We start from the raw sequence: 16,256 nt of genomic DNA on the forward strand, positions 1-16,256 counted from the left end.
TTAGGGCAGCCTAACCCAAGCTTCTGAGGTGTGCCATAACGCGAGAAGTTTTTCTAGTCACCATTAGGCCTAGGCGGAACCGGCCGTCCAGTCCGCTCGGAGACGATCACGCCGGAACAGCACGGGCCCGATTCTCGGGTCGCCGGGGGCCAGCCTGCGGGCCAGTTCCTCGTGCACCTGGAGGTCGTCCCGGCCCGACGGACCCTCGGCGAAGGTGAGCAGCAGGTCGACGTCACCCGCATCGAGCACCGCGGCGCGAAGGCGAACGACCAGCTCGTCGCGCAGCTCCCGCACCTCGGGAGCGTCCGATCTCGGCAACAGCGCCCCGGTACAGCCGCGCACCGCCGCGTCCAGCTGGCCGGTCCGCAGCTCCTTGCGCAGCGAGGCGAAGTCGCTGTCCACGGTCGCCGACAGCCGGTAGGGGCGGGTGCGCAGCACGTCGGAACCGATCAATGCGCGGAGCCGATGAATCTCGCCCCGGACGGTCGCCTGGTTCCCGGCGTCGCCGTAGAGCAGCTGCCCCAGCCGTTCGCCGGTGAGCCCCTCCGGATGCAGCGACAGGACGGTGAGCAGCTCGGCGAGGCGTTGGGTCAGCTCGATGTCGCGACCGTTGAACACCATCGTCGGCACGCCGTCGCCGAGGAACCGCAGGGTGATCGCGGCGGGCGCCCGGACCGTCGCGCGCGGCTCGCGTAGCAGGTAGCCCTCGGCGAGTGGCTCGACCACCATCTCCCTGCCGCCCGCGAGCATCACCCGGTCGACGCCCTCGGTCAGCTCGACCCGGTCCGGCCACCAGCCGTACGGTTCGCCGGCGAGCAGCCTGCCGGTCGGTGTGACCAGCGCGCCCGCCGCGCCGCGCAGGCTCGCCAGGTGCGGCATGTTGCGGACCCGCATCCGCTCGTCGGCGATGGCCAGCTGCACCCTCAGCTGGTGCTCCGCGAGCTGCGCGGTGGCCCCCACCAGCTGCACCAGCGCCGGGTGCACGGTGTAGAGCGGGCCGCTGATGTCGATGGCGCCGAGGATCGCGCCGGTGTCCGGGTCGTGCACCGGGGCCGCGACGCAGGTCCAGGCGTGATAGGTCCGCACCAGGTGTTCGGCAGAGTGAATCTGCACCGGGGAGTCGACGGCCAGTGTCGTGCCCATCGCGTTGGTACCGATCGCGGTCTCGCTCCACCGGGTCCCCGGGAAGAGCCCAACGCGGTCGGCTTCGGTGAGCAGCTTCGCCGCGCCGTCGCGCCACAGGATGTGGCCGTGGGCGTCGGTCACCAGCATGACGTGCATCGCCTCGTCCGCGATGCTCACCAACGTGCCGCGCAGCAGGGGCATGACCGCGTCGAGCGGGTGGGCGGCGCGCAGCTCGGCTATCTCGTCCGGCCCGTAGACGACCGGCGGCGTGCGGTTGTCCGGGTCGACGTGCGCCGCGAGGCTGCGCTGCCAGGACTCCGAGACGATCGGGCGGGGCGGCTGGCGGGGCGGTTCGTCGCCGAGCACGGCGTCGAAGGTCTCCGCGAGCACCTTCGAGTGCTCGACCGGATCGGCGGCGGCGGTGTCGGGCAACCCGGCATGGTCACGTGGCTGTGCCACCGCGAACCACCCCCGAGCATCATTGCTGGGCTACTGACACGGTCCATCTTCGCGCACCGCGCAAGCCGTGGACAACCGATTGCCCCGCAGGGTGGCCCAGTCAGGACGGTCCGGGCGGAACGGGGTGGGTCGAGTGGGCGGCGACGAGCAGCACCCGCGCTCCGCCGTCGTCGCAGGCGCCGAACTGGTGCGCGATGCCCGCGTCGAACCGGACGCTGTCACCCTGACCGAGCTTCTCCCAGTCCATGCCGTCGAGGCGGAACTCGAGACGGCCGTCGAGCACGTACAGGAACTCCTCACCGGGATGGACGAAGGCCGTGTCGTCCCGGTCGCTCAGCGACAGGTCGTACTCGACCGCTTCGAGCACACCTCCACCGCCGGTCAGCCGCCTGCCGACGAGCGCGGGCTGCGCATCGGACTGGGCGAACGGCTCGCCGCCGCCCGACCGCACCACCGGCCCGACCGGCCCCTCGACCGACGGGAGCAATGCCGTGGGCGGGACTCCCAGCGCCGCGCCGAGCCGGTACAGCGTCGCCAGGCTGGGTGCGATGGCCCCGCGTTCGAGCTGGCTGACGTACGGCTGGGTCACGCCCGCGCGCTGGGCCAGCGCGCTCATCGTCAGTCCCGCTGACGAACGGATCGATCTGACGGTCGCGCCGAGGGCTTTGCGATCCATCGGCTCCGTCTCGTCGTCGAGCGCGGCGCGCGTGTTTCTGACCACGCGGTCATCATGCCAGTCGAGCACTAGACAATTGCGTTCATCCGTCGAACGCCTGGGCGGCGGCCGTGGCGACCGCGACATCCTGGTCGACCGAGCCGGCGCTGACCCCGACTGCACCGGCCAACGTGCCGTCGACGTGCAGCGGAATTCCGCCGCCGAACACGACCAGACCACCGGAGAGCTGTTCGAGCCCGTACAGCTCGGCACCCGGCTGCACGGCGTCGGTCAGCGCCGCGGTCGGGGAGTTCATCATGACCGAGGTGACGGCCTTGCGGGTGGCGATGTCGATGCTCGCCTTGATGGCCCCGTCCATGCGGCCGAATGCCACCAGGTGTCCGCCGTCGTCCACGACGGCGATGTTCATCGGCTGGCCGATCTCCTCGGCCTTGGCGATGCCGGCGTCCAGGATTCGGCGGGCCTGCGCGTGCGTCAGTGAAGCGCTCATCGGGGCAGCAAACCAGGAACCACCCCGCCCCCGCAGCTACCCGTTAGGACGCAACGAACGTGCAACGTGTGCCGTGTCACGGTCGCGGGAACAAGCGAACTGACGAACAACAGGAGCGGCCATGGGCAAACTCGACACCGCCGACTATCCGCTGTCGATCAACCGGCCGGAGCTGCTGCGCACCCCGACCGGGAAACCGATCAGCGCGCTGACCATGGACGCCGTCGTGTCCGGTGAGCTGACCGCTGAGGACCTGCGCATCGCCCCGGAGACGCTGCAGCTGCAGGCGGAGCTGGCGGATGCGAGCAACCGTCCACAGCTGGCTGCCAACTTCCGCAGGGCCGCCGAGATGACCGCGATCCCGGACGCCGAGGTCCTCGCCATGTACAACGCGCTGCGTCCCCGCGCGTCCAGCGCCGCCCAGCTCACCGAGCTGGCGAATCGGCTGGAGCACACCTACTCGGCTCCGGTGTGCGCCGCGCTGGTCCGTGAGGCGGCGCAGGTCTACGAACAGCGCAACCTGCTGGCGAAGGAGACCCGGTCATGACCCAGTCGCGCCGCTCGCTACGCACCGAAATCCTGGAGAACCGGCCGGTCAACCTGGACGGTTTCGTCGAGGAATGGCCGGAGAAGGGTCTGGTCGCGATGGAGAGCGACTTCGACCCGGCGCCGAGCATCCGGGTCGAGGACGGCCAGGTCGTCGAGCTCGACGGCAAGGCGCGCGCCGACTTCGACTTCATGGACACCTTCATCGCCAACCACGCGATCGACGTGGCCACGGCGGAGGAGTCCACCGCGCTGCCCTCGGACCTGATCGCCCGGATGCTGATCGACCCGAGCGTGTCGCGCGACGAGGTGCTCGCGGTGACCAGGGGCCTGACGCCGGCGAAGATCCTCGACGTCGTCAAGCTGATGAACGTCGTGGAGATCATGCAGGGGATGCAGAAGATGCGTGCCCGGCGTACACCGGCCAACCAGGCGCATTCGACGAGCGCGCGGGACAACCCGATCCAGGTCGCGGCGGACGCGGCCGAAGGTGCGCTGCGCGGGTTCGCCGAGCTGGAGACGACGCTCGGTGTCGTGCGCTACGCGCCGCTGGTGGCGATCGCGCTGCAGGTCGGCGGCCAGGTCGGGCGCGGCGGTGTGCTGACCCAGTGCGCGCTGGAGGAGGCCACCGAGCTGGAGCTGGGCATGCGCGGCATCACCGCGTACGCCGAGACGATCTCGGTGTACGGCACCGAGTCGGTGTTCGTCGACGGCGACGACACCCCGTGGTCCAAGGCCTTCCTCGCCTCGGCGTACGCGTCGCGGGGCATCAAGATGCGCTTCACCTCGGGCACCGGGTCCGAGGTGCAGATGGGCAATGCCGAGGGCAAGTCCATGCTGTACCTGGAGATCCGGTGCATCCTGATGGCCAAGGGCGCCGGGGTCCAGGGACTGCAGAACGGCTCGATCAGCTGCATCGGGGTGCCGGGCGCGGTGCCCGGCGGCATCCGGGCGGTCGCGGCGGAGAACCTGGTCGCCAGCATGGTCGACCTGGAGTGCGCGTCCGGCAACGACCAGTCCTTCTCGCACTCCGCGATGCGCCGCACCTCGCGCATGCTGCCGCAGCTGCTGCCCGGCACCGACTACGTCTGCTCCGGCTACTCGGCGGTGCCGAACGCGGACAACATGTTCGCCGGTTCGAACTTCGACACCGAGGACTACGACGACTGGAACACCATCCAGCGCGACCTGCAGGTCGACGGCGGGCTCCGGCACGTCCGCGAGGACGAGGTGCTCAGCGTCCGCAACAAGGCGGCGCGCGCGTTGCAGGCGCTGTTCGCCCACCTCGACCTGCCAGGCATCTCCGACGAGGAGGTCGAGGCCGCGACCTACGCGAACTCCTCGAACGACTACCCGTTCCGCGACGTGCTGTCCGACCTGCGCGGTGCGCAGGCGGTGATGGACCGTGGACTGACCGGTCTCGACCTGGTCAAGGGACTGGAGGCGACCGGTTTCTCGGACGTCGCGGAGAACCTGTTGAAGGTCCTGCGCCAGCGGGTCTCCGGCGACCTGCTGCAGACCTCGGCCATCCTGACCGCCGACTTCGTGCCGCTGTCCGCGATCAACGACGCCAACGACTACGCGGGCCCCGGTACCGGATACCGGCTGCAGGGGCAGCGGTGGGAGGAGCTGAAGAAGCTCCGGCACGTCACCTCCGCGACCAACCCCGAAACCGAGGTCAGCTGATGGACAAGCCGCAACGCACCGTGTCGTTACGGGAGAAGGGCCCGGCGGCGCGAGGAACCCGTCCCGACGAGGTGGTGATCGCGGTGTCCCCCGCGTTCGCCGGCTACTTCAGTAAAACGATCGTGGACGTCCCGCACGCCGAGGTGCTGCGCCAGCTGCTCGCCGGGATCGAGGAGCAGGGTGTCGCGGCAAGGGTGATCCGGGTGTGGGACACCGCGGACCTCGCGGCGATCGCGCATCTGGGCGCGAAGCTGTCCGGCTCCGGAATCTGCGTCGGTGTGCTGTCCCGGGGCACGACCATGATCCATCAGAAGGACCTGGCGCGGTTGAGCAACCTGGAGCTGTTCCCGCAGTCACCGCTGCTGGACGCCGAGGTGTTCCGCAAGATCGGTTCGAACGCGGCACAGTATGCGAAGGGCGAGTCGCCGGAGCCGGTACCGACGCGCAACGACCAGATGGCCCGCCCGCGCTGGCAGGCCAAGGCCGCGCTGCTGCACCTGAAGGAGTTCGAGTGCATCGAGTCCGACCGGGAGCCGGTCGAGGTGGAGCTGGCGTTCGAGCTCAGCAACGCAGGCTGAACCTCGTGAGTGTTGAGTGTGGCTATAGCCATACCCAACACTCACGAGGTTGGGGGGCGCGATGAACCTGGTCGTGGGCGTGGACATCGGCAACTCCACGACCGAGGCCTGCGTCGCGGAGGTCGGCTCCGAGGGAGTCTCCTACCTCGGGACCGCGCTCACCGCCACGACCGGGGTCAAGGGCACGCCGGAGAACGCGCCGGGAGTGCTCGCGGTCGTGCGGACGGCGCTCGGCGAGGCCGGACGGACCATCGAGGAGCTCGACACCGTCCTGCTGAACGAGGCGACGCCGGTGATCAGCGGGCTGGCCATGGAGACGATCACCGAGACGGTCATCACCGAGTCGACGATGATCGGCCACAACCCCACCACCCCCGGTGGAGAGGGTCTCGGGGTCGGGACCACGGTGTCCATCGACGCGCTCGACACCGCCGACGGTCCCGTGGTGTGCGTGGTGCCCGTCGGGTGGGACTTCGACGACGTCGCGGACATCCTCAACGCCGCGATCTCGCGCGGCCTCGACGTGGTCGCGGCGATCCTCGCCGGCGATGACGCGGTGCTGGTCACCAACCGGCTGACCCGGCAGATCCCGGTGGTCGACGAGGTCTCGGCGATCCAGAAGGTGCCGCTGGGCATGCTCGCGGCGGTCGAGGTCGCGGCTGCCGGGCGGACGATCCGCACGCTGTCCAACTCCTACGGCATCGCCACGGTGTTCGAGCTCGACCCGGACCAGACCCGGCAGATCTCCCCCGTGGCCAGGGCGTTGACCGGCAACCGGTCGGCGGTCGTGGTGCGCACGCCGTCCGGCGACATCACCGACCGTCGTATCCCGGTCGGTGAGCTGGAGCTGCGCGGCGCGGGCAAGACGCTGCGGGTCGACCTGGACGCCGGGGCCGAGGCGATCATGGACACGCTCGCGCGGGTGGCGCCGCTCGACGACGCGCACGGTGAGCCCGGCACGCACGTCGGCGGCATGCTCGCGCAGGTCAGGGACACCATGGCCGACGCGGTGGGTGGAGCCGACGTCGCCATCCGGGACGTGCTCGCGGTCGACACGTTCGTGCCAGCCGAGGTCAGGGGCGGGCTGGCCGGCGAGGTCGCGCTGGAGAACGCGGTGGCGCTGGCCGCGATGGTGCGCACCAGCGGCAGCCGGATGCGGCTGGTCGCGGACGAGGTCGCGCGCGGGCTGGGCGTCTCCGCCGAGATCGGCGGCGTCGAGGGTGAGATGGCGGTGCTCGGCGCACTGACCACGCCGGGGGTGGACCGGCCGGTGGCGATCCTGGACCTGGGCGGTGGCTCGACCGACGCGGCGCTGCTGACCCGCGACGGCGACTGCACGGCGGTCCACGTCGCGGGCGCGGGCGAGCTGGTCACCAAGCTGATCGACTCCGAGCTGGCGCTGGACGACCGGGAGATCGCCGAGGCCGTCAAACGGTGTCCGCTGGCGAAGGTGGAGAGCTTCTTCCAGGTCCGCCACGAGGACGACACGGTGCAGTTCTTCAGCGAGGCGCTGCCGCCGGACGTGTTCGCCCGGGTCGTCGCGCTGACGCCGGACGGGCCGGTACCGGTCGACACCCGGCACGGGGTGCACCACGTCCGCAAGGTCCGCCGAGAGGCGAAGCGCCGGGTGTTCGTGGTGAACGCGGTCCGCGCGCTGCGCCAGGTGGCACCCGGCGGGAACCTGCGCGCACTCGACTTCGTCGTGCTGCTGGGCGGGTCTGCCCTGGACTTCGAGATCCCCGATCTCATCGCCGACGCACTGGCGGGGTACGGGATCGTGTGCGGCACCGGGAACGTGCACGGCCGTGAGGGGCCGCGCAACGCCGTCGCCTCCGGGCTGGTGGATGCGTGGACGCGTCGATGAGGCCGCCGACGATCCTGGTCCTCGACGCGGGGGCGCCCTCGGCGCTGCTGCGCGAGGTGTGCGCCGGGGCCGAGGAGCAGGGAGTGCCCGTCTCGGTGACGGACGCCGCCGGGGACGCGACACAGCTGGCCTTCGCCGCGGCCGGCCGGTCTCGGCTGCAGGTCGGGATCGGGCTGTCCGGGGACGGCACCGTCGCGGTTCATCACGCGACCTTGCCCGAGGACTCCCCGCCGCTGTGTCTGCCCCGCGATGCCCAGGCCGCCGAGTGGCGCCTCGCCGGTCAGCTGGCCGCCCGTATGGTCACCCGGCTCCCGCTGCCCCGGATGGCGGGCTAGGGCTCCTGGTCCAGCAGACGGGACGGATGCATTCCGTTCACCGCCCCGACGAACGGGGGGTGGATGTTGTAGCCGATCATGCGGCGGATGTCCGGCGAGACGGCGCGCGCGGTGTTCCGGTCCACGGACAGGGTGAAGGCCTCCTGGGTCCGCAGCCACGGCTCGCAGTACTGCGCGGTGACCGCCATCCTCGGGGCGTCCGAGGTGTTCGCGCCGCCGCCGTGCCACAGCGTGCCCAGGAAGAAGACGCAGGAACCGGCGGGCATCACCGCCGGCAGCCGTGGGTCCTCGGCGGTCGGTCTGCGCTGGCCCCAGCGGTGGCTGCCGGGAAGAACCACCGTGGCACCGTTGTCCTCGGTGAACGGGTCGATCGCCCAGATCGTGGCCGCGGACAGGGCGGGGCGAGGGCGCGGGATCGGGTAGAACAGGTCGTCGGCGTGCAGGAGCTGGCCGTCCTCGCCGGGCAGGATCCGGATCACCTGCAGCTGGGAGAGCAGATAGTTCGGCATGAGCAACCGGTCCAGCAGCGCCAGCACCCTCGGGTGCTCGACCATCCGGTCGGTGGCCCTGGTCTTCGCCAGCAGGCTGTAGGCGCGCTGGGTCTGGTGGCCCTCGAAGTTGTTGCGGCCGGTGGGACCCAGCAGCTCGGTCAGCGATGCACGCACCGAGGTCAGCTCCTCGGCGTCGAGCAGGCCGGGCAGGACCACGTAGCCGTCGCGTTCCACGGCGGCGAGATCGGCGTCGACGAGGTCGGCCGGCACCTCGGCGCCCGCGCTCTGCCCCGCGCGATTCCGGCGCGCCAGGTCGGTCAGCAGGTCCTCCACCTCGTGGACCTCGGGGTTCGAGTCGAGCTGCCCGGTCATCCGTTTCCTCCACTCGGGACGAAACCGGGGCGGCCCACGGCCCCGGCGACGAACATGAAGAGCTGCTCGATCAGCGTCGACCGCTCCGGCCTCGGGGTGCTGGTCATCGCCGAGACGACCGTGGTGTGGATGCCGCCGAGGATGGCCGCCGCGAGCAGGCCGGGGTCACGGTCGGCCGGAAGGTCACCGTCGCGCTGGCCGGCCGCCAGGTTGCGGGCGCCCATCGCGATCGCCCGGTGCAGGTGGGACAGCGCGATCGTGGCGGACTCCCCGTCGCCGGTCCCCCGGCCCAGCGCGATCGGCGTCAGCGGGTCGTCGTAGAGGAAGTTCACCCAGGCGACCAGGCGGGCGCGCTCGCGGTCCAGCCAGTGCGCTCCCTCGAATCGAAGCTCCATGACCTCGGCGTGCAGCCGGTCGTGGAAGTCCGCGAGCACCGCCGAGATCAGCCCGGACCGGGTGCCGAAGTAGCGATAGGGCAGACCGACGCTGAGGCCCGCGCGGCGCGCGACCGCGGCGACCTCGAGCTCGCCGTGCGTCACCAGCTCGTCGATCGCGGCGCTCAGCAGCCGTTGCCGTGAGCTCTCACCGCGCACCATTGTCACCCCGCAATTTGAGCTGAACTCAACTCAGAAAGCAAGGGGACGGTCAGTAGCTGGGTGGGGTGATCGACACGATGAAGGTCGCCCCCGCGCGCTCTCCGGTCCGGTAGCGGTGTGGGACCCGTGAGTCGAGGTAGCAGCTGTCGCCCGCCTCCAGCGAGCTTTCCCTGCCCGCCACTTCGACGATCAGCGTGCCCTCGGTGACCAGGACACATTCCTCACTGGGATGCGACCACGGTTCGGGAGCGGAAGCGCTACCCGGCGCGAGAGTGCCCTCGAGAACCTCCAGCCGGCCACGTCCGGCCGAGACGCGAGAATAAGTTATTCCACCGGTCGCCGACTGAACCTGCATACGCTCCTTCCGTCGCACGACGGTGAGCTCTTCGCCCTCGATCTCCTCGAACAAACTGAATAATGGAACGTCGAGAGCACGGGCAATTTTACGGATGGTAGCCAGGCTCGGGTCCGTCAGATCCCGTTCGACCTGGCTGATCAGACCGGTGGACACATCGGCATGCCTCGCTAGTTCGCTAATCGTCATACCGCGCGCTGTACGCAGGCCGCGAATTCTATTGCCCACCATTCCGCCATTCTGGCACGCAACGGGACACCCCCATTTCCGACCCAATGGACGGTCTCCTCGCCACCCGAACGCGACCTCAAGTTGATGTTAATGACGTTGAAACTCGTTGACCTGGGTTGAAACTGGATCTATCTTCTGGCTGCGGGGACAGCGAGGTCCACGCGAGAGGTCCGCCGCTGACGGGAGCCGTACACGTGGCAACGAACCACGAGCTGCACCGCCGGCTCACCGGACGACAGCTGACGATGATCGGGCTCGGCGGAGCGATCGGCACCGGCCTGTTCCTCGGCTCCGGGCTGGCGATCTCCCAGGCCGGGCCCGCCACCATCATCGCCTTCGTCGTGGTCGCGGCGGTCGCGCTGGTCATCGCATGGGCGCTCGCCGAGATGGTCACGGTGCACCCGAACGCGGGTGCGTTCGGCACGATCGCGCACTCCTACCTCGGCCACTGGGCGGGATTCGTCATTCGCTGGACCTACTGGACGATCCAGGTGATCGCCATCGGTGGCGAGGTGATCGCCGCCGGTATCTACCTGCGGTACTGGTGGCCTCAGGTCCCCCTGTGGCTCGCCGTCGTCGTTTTCTCGCTCGCGCTGATCCTGGTGAACGCGGCCACCGTGCGTTTCTTCGGCGAATGCGAATACTGGCTGTCGATGATCAAGGTGTCGGCGATCGTCGCGTTCATCCTGCTCGGCGTTCTGCTGATCACCGTCGGCCTGCCCGACGCCCCCGCGACCGGCCTGCACAACCTGACCTCGGACGGCGGCTTCTTCCCGACGGGGGTCGGCGGAATCTTCCTGGCGATGGTCTTCGTCGTGTTCAGCTTCGTCGGCACGGAGGTCGTGTCGGTCACCGCGGCGGAGAGTGAGAACCCGACCAGGGACATTCCGCGCGCCGCGCGCCAGATGGTGCTGCGGCTCGCCCTGTTCTACGCGTTGGCCATCGCGGTCGTGCTGGCCATCGCGCCGTGGTCGCAGACGGCGAAGGGCGGCAGTCTCGACGCGAGCCCGTTCGTCAGGGTGCTCGAAGCGGCGCAGGTGCCCGCCGGCGCGTCGGTGATGAACTTCGTGATCCTCACCGCGGCGCTGTCGAGCGCGAACACCAACCTCTACCTGACGACCCGCATGCTGCACAGTCTCGCCGGACACGGTTACGCGCCTGCCGCGGTCGGCAGGCTCAGCGGGACCGGCTCGCCCCGCAACGCGCTGGTGCTCTCCACCGTCGGTCTGGCAGTGGCTGCCGCGTTGTCCGCCGACCAGGGCAACAGCGCCTACCTCGTGCTGTTCGGTGTGTCGGTGTTCGGCGCGCTCGTGGTGTGGCTGATGATCCTGGCCTCGCATGCCCGGTTCCGGGTGTTGCGCGCCCGCCACGGGCTGCCGGACTCACCGGCCCGCCTGTGGGGCGCCCCGGTCACGACCGGCCTCGCCTTTCTGTTCCTGGCGGCGGTCCTGGTGTCGACCGCGTTCATCGAGGGGCTGACCGAGGCGTGGAAGGTCGGGGTGCCGTTCTTCGTGGTGCTGTTGCTGGCCTACTACCTGACCGCCGCGCGCGGCGGTCGCGGCACCAGCAACGACCCGCTCCAGGAGGAGCTGGCCGCCAGGACCCGCGTCCCGGAATAGCCCGTCCCGCCCCACAACCACCATCACGGGAGGTCAACTGTGCTCGCACTCAGACGGACGTCGTCCGCCAGCTGGAGCGGACCGGCGAGCAGCGGTCAGGGCAGCATCACCGTGGGCGCCGGAGTGGTCGAGCTGCCGTTCAGCCTCAAGACCCGCATCGGCGAGCAGCCCGCCTCGAACCCGGAGGAGCTGCTCGGAGCCGCCCACGCGGGCTGCTTCGCGATGTCGCTGGCCAACGAGTGCGAGAACAACGGCACCCCGGCCCAGTCACTGGCGACGAGTGCGACCGTCCATCTGGTCGAGACCGACGACGGGTTCCGCATCCCGACCGTCCGGCTGCGCGTCCGGGGCCGCGTCGCGGGAGTGGACGCCGAGCAGTTCAACGCGCTCGCCGTGCGCGCCGAGGCGAACTGCCCGGTGTCGCGCCTGTTCAACGCCGAGGTCACCGTCGAGGCACTGCTGGAGCAGTCGTGACGCCCGTGGTCCGCACCGAGGCCGACGTCCAGGCCAGGCGTGTGGACGGTGACTCGGTCACCGAGTTCGAGCTGTTCGGACCGGGACCGTTCGCGGAGGCCATGACGCAGCGGGTGCTGCGGTGCCGGCCCGGCCGCTCGCTCCCCCGCCGCGACGACCGGTGCGACCAGCTGCTGTACGTCCTGTCCGGTAGTGGCCGGATCGAGGTGGAGGACCGTTCCGAGGCGCTCGCCCCGGGGACCGCGGCGCTCGTACCCGCCGGCAAGTCCTGGACCATCACCGCTGACCGCGAGCTGTCGCTCGCGAACACCAGCGTTCCGGCACCGCCCGGTCCTCGTGCGACCGCGCTGCACCGCGCTCCGGGGCCGTGGTCACTCACCCGGCACCTCGGCGCGCAGGAGAAGGAACGGGCGACGTCGGACCGCGAGTTCGAGGTCCTGTTCAGCGCGTCGACGGGCAGCGCGGGAGCGACCCAGTTCGTCGGCTACATCCCGCCCTCCGGCGCGCCGGAGCACTACCACCTGTACGAGGAGTTCTGCGTCATCCTCCGCGGCGCCGGTGCCGTGAACCTGGACGGCGGTCGGCACGAGCTGACCGTCGGATCGACCTTCCACATCCTGCCGGGGCTGCTGCACAGCGTGGAGAACACCGGGACCGACGACCTGTGGCTGCTCGGCGTGTTCCGGCCGGCGGGCTCGGCGGCCGCCGCGTACTACCCCGACGGCCGACCAGCACCGAACAACAGGGACGAGGAGTAAGTGACGAGCATGCTGGCAGACGCCATCCGGTCGCGGTTTCCGGTGTTCGACAACATCGTGTACCTCAACTCCTGCTCACAGGGCGCGTTGTCCGACTCCGTGCGCGCCGCCTACCTGGACTACCTCGAAGGGCTGGAGCGCGAAGGGTCGCTGTGGGGGCACTGGGTGGAGCGCCTGGACCAGGTCCGGGGCGCGCTGGCCCGGCTGTTCGGCGTGACACCCGGCGAGGTCGCGGTCACGACTTCGGAGTCCGCCGGGGTCGCGGCGCTGGCCAGCGCTCTCGACTTCGACGGCACCCGCAACACCGTGGTGACCACGAGCCTGGAGTTCCCGACGATCGGCCAGATCTGGCACGCGCAGGAGCGGCGTGGGGCTCGGGTCGTGCACGTCGAGGCGGACCCGGACAGCACGATCCCGCTGGACCGGTTCGCCGACGCGATCGACGACACGACCTTGATCGTGTCGATCACGCAGGTCTGCTACCGCAACGGTTCGGTGCTGGACCTCGCCCCGATCATCGAGCTCGCCCACTCCCGGGGCGCGTTGGTGCTGGTCGACGCCTATCAGGGAGCCGGGGCGATCCCGCTGGACGTCGCCGCGCTCGGCGCCGACTTCGTGGGCGGCGGCTGCCTCAAGTATCTGCTCGGCTCCCCCGGGGTCGGCTACCTCGTCGCCAGAGCCGACACGACAGCCGGACTGGTCCCGACCACGACCGGCTGGTTCGGCGCCCGGGACATCTTCGCCATGGACATCCGTTCCTACGACCCGGCCGCCGACGCCCGACGGTTCGAGTCGGGCACACCTTCGGTGCCGAGCCTGTACGCGGCCGCGGCGGGGGTCGAGCTGATGCTGGAGATCGGCGTCGCCGAGACACACGCCCACGTCCAAGGGCTCATCGGCCAGCTGCGCGGCGGGATCGCCGAGCTCGGCGGCACCGTCGTGACCCCGGAGAGCTCCCGGGGTCCGCTGCTCGCGGTCGCCAGCGTGGACGAACACGAACACGTGGCGGCGCTGGAACGCGACGGCGTCGTCGTCAGCTCCCGCGACGGCAACGTCCGCATCTCGCCGCACTGCTACAACGACGACACCGACGTCGAGGCATTACTGAAGGCGCTGCACACGCACCGCCACCTCCTCCGCCGACCTTGAGTTCGACACGTTTCCCTGGAGTCCCGAATGCCTCTGCTCGCCGATCTCCACGCCGCACTGAACCAGGGCGCGATCGAGATCATCGACCTCACCGCGCCACTCGTGGCGACCACACCGATCCTGCAGCTGCCGGAGCCGTTCGCCAACACGATCGGCTTCCAGCTCGAAGAGATCAGCCGCTACGACGACCGAGGACCCAACTGGTACTGGAACAACATCCACACCGGCGAGCACACCGGCACACACCTGGACGCTCCCGTGCACTGGATCACAGGGCGCGACGGCAGGGACGTGTCCCAGGTGCCGCTCACCCAGCTCATCGCGCCGGCCGCGGTCCTCGACTTCTCCACTGAGGCGGCGGCCGACCCGGACTTCCTGGTCGAGGTCGACCACATCAAGGCCTGGGAGGCCGAGCACGGCCCGCTGCCCGAGGGCGGCTGGCTGCTCTGCCGAACCGGGTGGGACGCACGTTCGAGCGACCAGGACACGTTCCTCAACGCCGACGAGAACGGCCCGCACACCCCCGGCTTCTCGGTCGACTGCGCCCGCTGGCTCGCCACCGAAGCGCCGATCATCGGCCTCGGCGTGGAGACCGTCGGGACCGACGCGGGCGCGGCGCACACCTTCGACCCGGCGTTTCCCTGCCACCAGCTGTTGCTCGGGGCGAACAAGTACGGCCTGACCCAGCTGCAGAACCTGGCGCAGCTGCCGCCGACCGGCGCGCTGGTCATCACGACCCCGCTGCCGATCGTCGGCGGCTCCGGCAGCCCGGCCCGTGCGCTGGCCCTGGTCGAACGGTCCTAGAACGGGGGCGGATCAGGGTCGGTGATGGGATCGCCCCTGGTCGGATAGACGCGGCCGAGTGGGCTTTTCCAGCGGAAGTGGCCCGCTTTGGGCTGGGTGACCTTCCAGCCTCCTCGGTGTTTGAGCCCGTGGTCGTGTGCGCAGGCGGGTGCCAGGTTGGTTGTGGTGGTGGGTCCGCCGTGTTGGACGTCGTAGGTGTGGTCGAGTTCGGACTGCACCGCTGATCGTCGGCAGCCTGGTGCTGTGCAGGTGCGGTCCCGGATTTGGGTGTATCGCCGTAGTGCGCTGGTCGGATGTCGCCGCCCCGGCTGAGAGTCGAGTTTCCCGGCGGGATTCCGCTCGCGGGCCCGCTGGTATTGGGTGGCGATGTCGGTGATCACCGTGGCCCAGGCTCGGGGCGGGTCTTTGGTCAGCCGGGCGAGCGCGGTAGCGGGGATCGCCAACTCGACGATCCCGCCCTCGGCGCGGTAGCCGGGTGGGCTGGTGGTGGGTCGGCGCCGGGTGATGCCCTCGGCCATGAGGTAGCCATCGGTGTCGGTGACCACCCACCGCCACTGACCGCTGTGCTGGCGCCCAGCAGCGCGTCGAGCGACCGACCCGAGAATCGAGCCCCAGCCCGGGAGTTCACCGGGGAGGTTGTTGAGTCCGGCGAGGGTGTCGAGCCGGGCCCGCACCTCGATCCCCGACACACGCCCCACCACCTCAGCAACAGCCTCTGCCGGCTCCTCAACGCCGGGTTCTGTGTCGACCGGATTCGGCGGCGAGGTTTCGGCCAGCAGCGCGGCGATCATCTGAGCTCGCGTCAGGTGATGGAATCGCCCGTCCAGCAGGCGTAGGAAGATGTCGGCGCGTAGCTGGTCGATCCGCCCGCGATGGCCCGCGCGTTTCGCGGCCAGCGCCAGTTTCGCGATCCGCTCGGTCGCCGCCGCCGCTTCATCCGGTGGCAGGCCGGTGGCGGTGATGGTCGCGGTGCCCGCCGAGTCGAGGTAGCCGACCACCATCCGATCAGCCAGGGCTTGCTCGTACTGGTCTTCGGCCCGGTCCGGCTCCACCGTGATAATCAGCTTCAGGATTCGGGCCCGCAACTGCCCCGTGGTCAACCCCGGCGCGATCGGCAACACCCGCGCGATCACGGCGGCAACAAGCTCTTCGGGCAGACCCGCGAGATAGTGGGTGAACACCATCGCCCGATCCCGGTCGATCAGCCCCGCCACCATCGCCGCATGCACCGCCGGCAACTCCAGGCACAGGATCTGGGCGAAGTCGCATTCGGTTCGCGCCCGGTTCCGCGACAACGTCAACGCGGCCCGCACTTCATCTGGCGCGTACTGCTCCGACCCCACAGCAGCGGCGCGTTGCACCACCGTGGCGACCGCCGCGGTGTACAGCCCTTCGACATGCGCACGCTGACGCGCACACGCCTGCAACACATCGACCACGAAGTCATCCGACACGGCGTTCATGTCCAGGGCGGACAGGACAGCACCAAGGACTGGCCCAGCGGGCATACCCGCGAGCCAGGAACCGACCGACACCGCACCCTGCATGCCATCGATCATACGTTCGAACACCGACAAAACAGGAAATCAGCAGGTCAACCAGCCAGCAAACCCCCACCAGCGGCAAACGGTCACAGCCAGAACACTGC

General features: G+C 69.9%; 17 protein-coding genes. 10 read left to right on the forward strand and 7 right to left on the reverse strand.

Annotation, left to right across the window (positions count from 1 at the left end):
• Positions 1 to 69 precede the first annotated feature (69 nt).
• From G406_RS0133815 to G406_RS0133825, 3 genes are all read right to left on the reverse strand, one after another.
• Positions 70 to 1,584, reverse strand: a complete 1,515-nt coding sequence (locus tag G406_RS0133815) for a helix-turn-helix domain-containing protein (protein WP_051343069.1) — start codon at positions 1,582 to 1,584, stop codon at positions 70 to 72.
• Between the two features lie 100 nt (positions 1,585 to 1,684).
• Positions 1,685 to 2,305 carry a helix-turn-helix domain-containing protein gene (locus G406_RS0133820; RefSeq protein ID WP_169736844.1) on the reverse strand — a complete coding sequence of 207 codons (621 nt, stop codon included), beginning with the start codon at positions 2,303 to 2,305 and terminating at the stop codon, positions 1,685 to 1,687.
• Between the two features lie 37 nt (positions 2,306 to 2,342).
• Positions 2,343 to 2,750 (reverse strand): GlcG/HbpS family heme-binding protein, encoded by a 408-nt coding sequence (locus tag G406_RS0133825; RefSeq protein ID WP_028937235.1) that lies wholly within the window; start codon positions 2,748 to 2,750, stop codon positions 2,343 to 2,345.
• A 121-nt stretch (positions 2,751 to 2,871) separates the two neighbouring features.
• Between G406_RS0133825 and G406_RS0133830 the strand changes: the two genes are divergently transcribed.
• The 5 genes from G406_RS0133830 to G406_RS0133850 all read left to right on the forward strand — a co-directional run bounded on the left by G406_RS0133830 (position 2,872) and on the right by G406_RS0133850 (position 7,759).
• The gene (locus G406_RS0133830) at positions 2,872 to 3,297 is read left to right on the forward strand and encodes a diol dehydratase small subunit (protein ID WP_028937236.1); all 426 of its coding nucleotides are present in this window, start codon (positions 2,872 to 2,874) and stop codon (positions 3,295 to 3,297) included.
• Positions 3,294 to 4,982, forward strand: coding sequence for a propanediol/glycerol family dehydratase large subunit (locus tag G406_RS0133835; RefSeq protein WP_028937237.1), 1,689 nt, complete (start codon positions 3,294 to 3,296; stop codon positions 4,980 to 4,982). The genes G406_RS0133830 and G406_RS0133835 overlap by 4 nt, the downstream gene beginning before the upstream one ends.
• Entirely contained in the window at positions 4,982 to 5,560 is a 579-nt protein-coding gene (locus G406_RS0133840; RefSeq protein ID WP_037080125.1) for a propanediol/glycerol family dehydratase medium subunit, read from the forward strand. The genes G406_RS0133835 and G406_RS0133840 overlap by 1 nt, the downstream gene beginning before the upstream one ends.
• A 61-nt stretch (positions 5,561 to 5,621) precedes the next feature.
• Positions 5,622 to 7,424 carry a diol dehydratase reactivase subunit alpha gene (locus tag G406_RS0133845; RefSeq protein WP_028937239.1) on the forward strand — a complete coding sequence of 601 codons (1,803 nt, stop codon included), beginning with the start codon at positions 5,622 to 5,624 and terminating at the stop codon, positions 7,422 to 7,424.
• On the forward strand, positions 7,421 to 7,759 hold the full coding sequence (locus tag G406_RS0133850; RefSeq protein WP_028937240.1) for a glycerol dehydratase reactivase beta/small subunit family protein: 339 nt from the start codon (positions 7,421 to 7,423) through the stop codon (positions 7,757 to 7,759). Before G406_RS0133845 ends, G406_RS0133850 begins: the two co-directional genes overlap by 4 nt.
• Here G406_RS0133850 and G406_RS0133855 read toward each other — a convergent pair.
• The 3 genes from G406_RS0133855 to G406_RS0133865 are packed head-to-tail and all read right to left on the reverse strand — an operon-like array spanning position 7,756 to position 9,804.
• On the reverse strand, positions 7,756 to 8,622 hold the full coding sequence (locus G406_RS0133855) for a phytanoyl-CoA dioxygenase family protein (protein WP_051343070.1): 867 nt from the start codon (positions 8,620 to 8,622) through the stop codon (positions 7,756 to 7,758). The two genes, G406_RS0133850 and G406_RS0133855, sit on opposite strands and share 4 nt — an antisense overlap.
• Positions 8,619 to 9,215 carry a TetR/AcrR family transcriptional regulator gene (locus G406_RS0133860; protein ID WP_211241358.1) on the reverse strand — a complete coding sequence of 199 codons (597 nt, stop codon included), beginning with the start codon at positions 9,213 to 9,215 and terminating at the stop codon, positions 8,619 to 8,621. The genes G406_RS0133855 and G406_RS0133860 overlap by 4 nt, the downstream gene beginning before the upstream one ends.
• Positions 9,216 to 9,267: 52 nt before the next feature.
• Complete coding sequence (locus G406_RS0133865; protein ID WP_028937243.1) at positions 9,268 to 9,804, reverse strand: helix-turn-helix domain-containing protein; 537 nt, start codon at positions 9,802 to 9,804, stop codon at positions 9,268 to 9,270.
• Positions 9,805 to 9,998: 194 nt separating this feature from the next.
• Here G406_RS0133865 and G406_RS0133870 point away from each other — a divergent pair, with 194 nt between their 5' ends.
• The 5 genes from G406_RS0133870 to G406_RS0133890 are packed head-to-tail and all read left to right on the forward strand — an operon-like array spanning position 9,999 to position 14,608.
• Positions 9,999 to 11,423, forward strand: coding sequence for an amino acid permease (locus G406_RS0133870; RefSeq protein WP_028937244.1), 1,425 nt, complete (start codon positions 9,999 to 10,001; stop codon positions 11,421 to 11,423).
• A gap of 39 nt (positions 11,424 to 11,462) precedes the next feature.
• The gene (locus G406_RS0133875) at positions 11,463 to 11,897 is read left to right on the forward strand and encodes an OsmC family peroxiredoxin (RefSeq protein ID WP_028937245.1); all 435 of its coding nucleotides are present in this window, start codon (positions 11,463 to 11,465) and stop codon (positions 11,895 to 11,897) included.
• On the forward strand, positions 11,894 to 12,655 hold the full coding sequence (locus G406_RS51630; protein WP_037080126.1) for a cupin domain-containing protein: 762 nt from the start codon (positions 11,894 to 11,896) through the stop codon (positions 12,653 to 12,655). Before G406_RS0133875 ends, G406_RS51630 begins: the two co-directional genes overlap by 4 nt.
• 9 nt (positions 12,656 to 12,664) lie before the next feature.
• On the forward strand, positions 12,665 to 13,804 hold the full coding sequence (locus G406_RS0133885) for an aminotransferase class V-fold PLP-dependent enzyme (protein ID WP_028937246.1): 1,140 nt from the start codon (positions 12,665 to 12,667) through the stop codon (positions 13,802 to 13,804).
• A gap of 27 nt (positions 13,805 to 13,831) precedes the next feature.
• On the forward strand, positions 13,832 to 14,608 hold the full coding sequence (locus G406_RS0133890) for a cyclase family protein (protein ID WP_028937247.1): 777 nt from the start codon (positions 13,832 to 13,834) through the stop codon (positions 14,606 to 14,608).
• On the opposite strand, the gene G406_RS0133895 is transcribed toward G406_RS0133890, so the two are convergent.
• Positions 14,605 to 16,155 (reverse strand): HNH endonuclease signature motif containing protein, encoded by a 1,551-nt coding sequence (locus tag G406_RS0133895; RefSeq protein WP_169736845.1) that lies wholly within the window; start codon positions 16,153 to 16,155, stop codon positions 14,605 to 14,607. The genes G406_RS0133890 and G406_RS0133895 overlap by 4 nt on opposite strands.
• Positions 16,156 to 16,256 lie beyond the last annotated feature (101 nt).

Origin of the sequence: Actinospineispora spinosispora DSM 44797, assembly GCF_000429025.1 — a bacterium.
GTDB lineage: Bacteria > Actinomycetota > Actinomycetes > Mycobacteriales > Pseudonocardiaceae > Pseudonocardia > Pseudonocardia spinosispora.

What these genes read in the sequence shown, in the direction of transcription:
- G406_RS0133865 (WP_028937243.1), bottom strand. Translation starts at nt 9,804, where the DNA reads ATGGTGGGCAATAGAATTCGCGGCCTGCGTACAGCGCGCGGTATGACG.
- G406_RS0133895 (WP_169736845.1), bottom strand. Translation starts at nt 16,155, where the DNA reads ATGCAGGGTGCGGTGTCGGTCGGTTCCTGGCTCGCGGGTATGCCCGCT.
- G406_RS0133855 (WP_051343070.1), bottom strand. Translation starts at nt 8,622, where the DNA reads ATGACCGGGCAGCTCGACTCGAACCCCGAGGTCCACGAGGTGGAGGAC.
- G406_RS0133825 (WP_028937235.1), bottom strand. Translation starts at nt 2,750, where the DNA reads ATGAGCGCTTCACTGACGCACGCGCAGGCCCGCCGAATCCTGGACGCC.
- G406_RS0133830 (WP_028937236.1), top strand. Translation starts at nt 2,872, where the DNA reads ATGGGCAAACTCGACACCGCCGACTATCCGCTGTCGATCAACCGGCCG.
- G406_RS0133845 (WP_028937239.1), top strand. Translation starts at nt 5,622, where the DNA reads ATGAACCTGGTCGTGGGCGTGGACATCGGCAACTCCACGACCGAGGCC.
- G406_RS0133840 (WP_037080125.1), top strand. Translation starts at nt 4,982, where the DNA reads ATGGACAAGCCGCAACGCACCGTGTCGTTACGGGAGAAGGGCCCGGCG.
- G406_RS0133850 (WP_028937240.1), top strand. Translation starts at nt 7,421, where the DNA reads ATGAGGCCGCCGACGATCCTGGTCCTCGACGCGGGGGCGCCCTCGGCG.
- G406_RS0133885 (WP_028937246.1), top strand. Translation starts at nt 12,665, where the DNA reads ATGCTGGCAGACGCCATCCGGTCGCGGTTTCCGGTGTTCGACAACATC.
- G406_RS0133890 (WP_028937247.1), top strand. Translation starts at nt 13,832, where the DNA reads ATGCCTCTGCTCGCCGATCTCCACGCCGCACTGAACCAGGGCGCGATC.
- G406_RS0133835 (WP_028937237.1), top strand. Translation starts at nt 3,294, where the DNA reads ATGACCCAGTCGCGCCGCTCGCTACGCACCGAAATCCTGGAGAACCGG.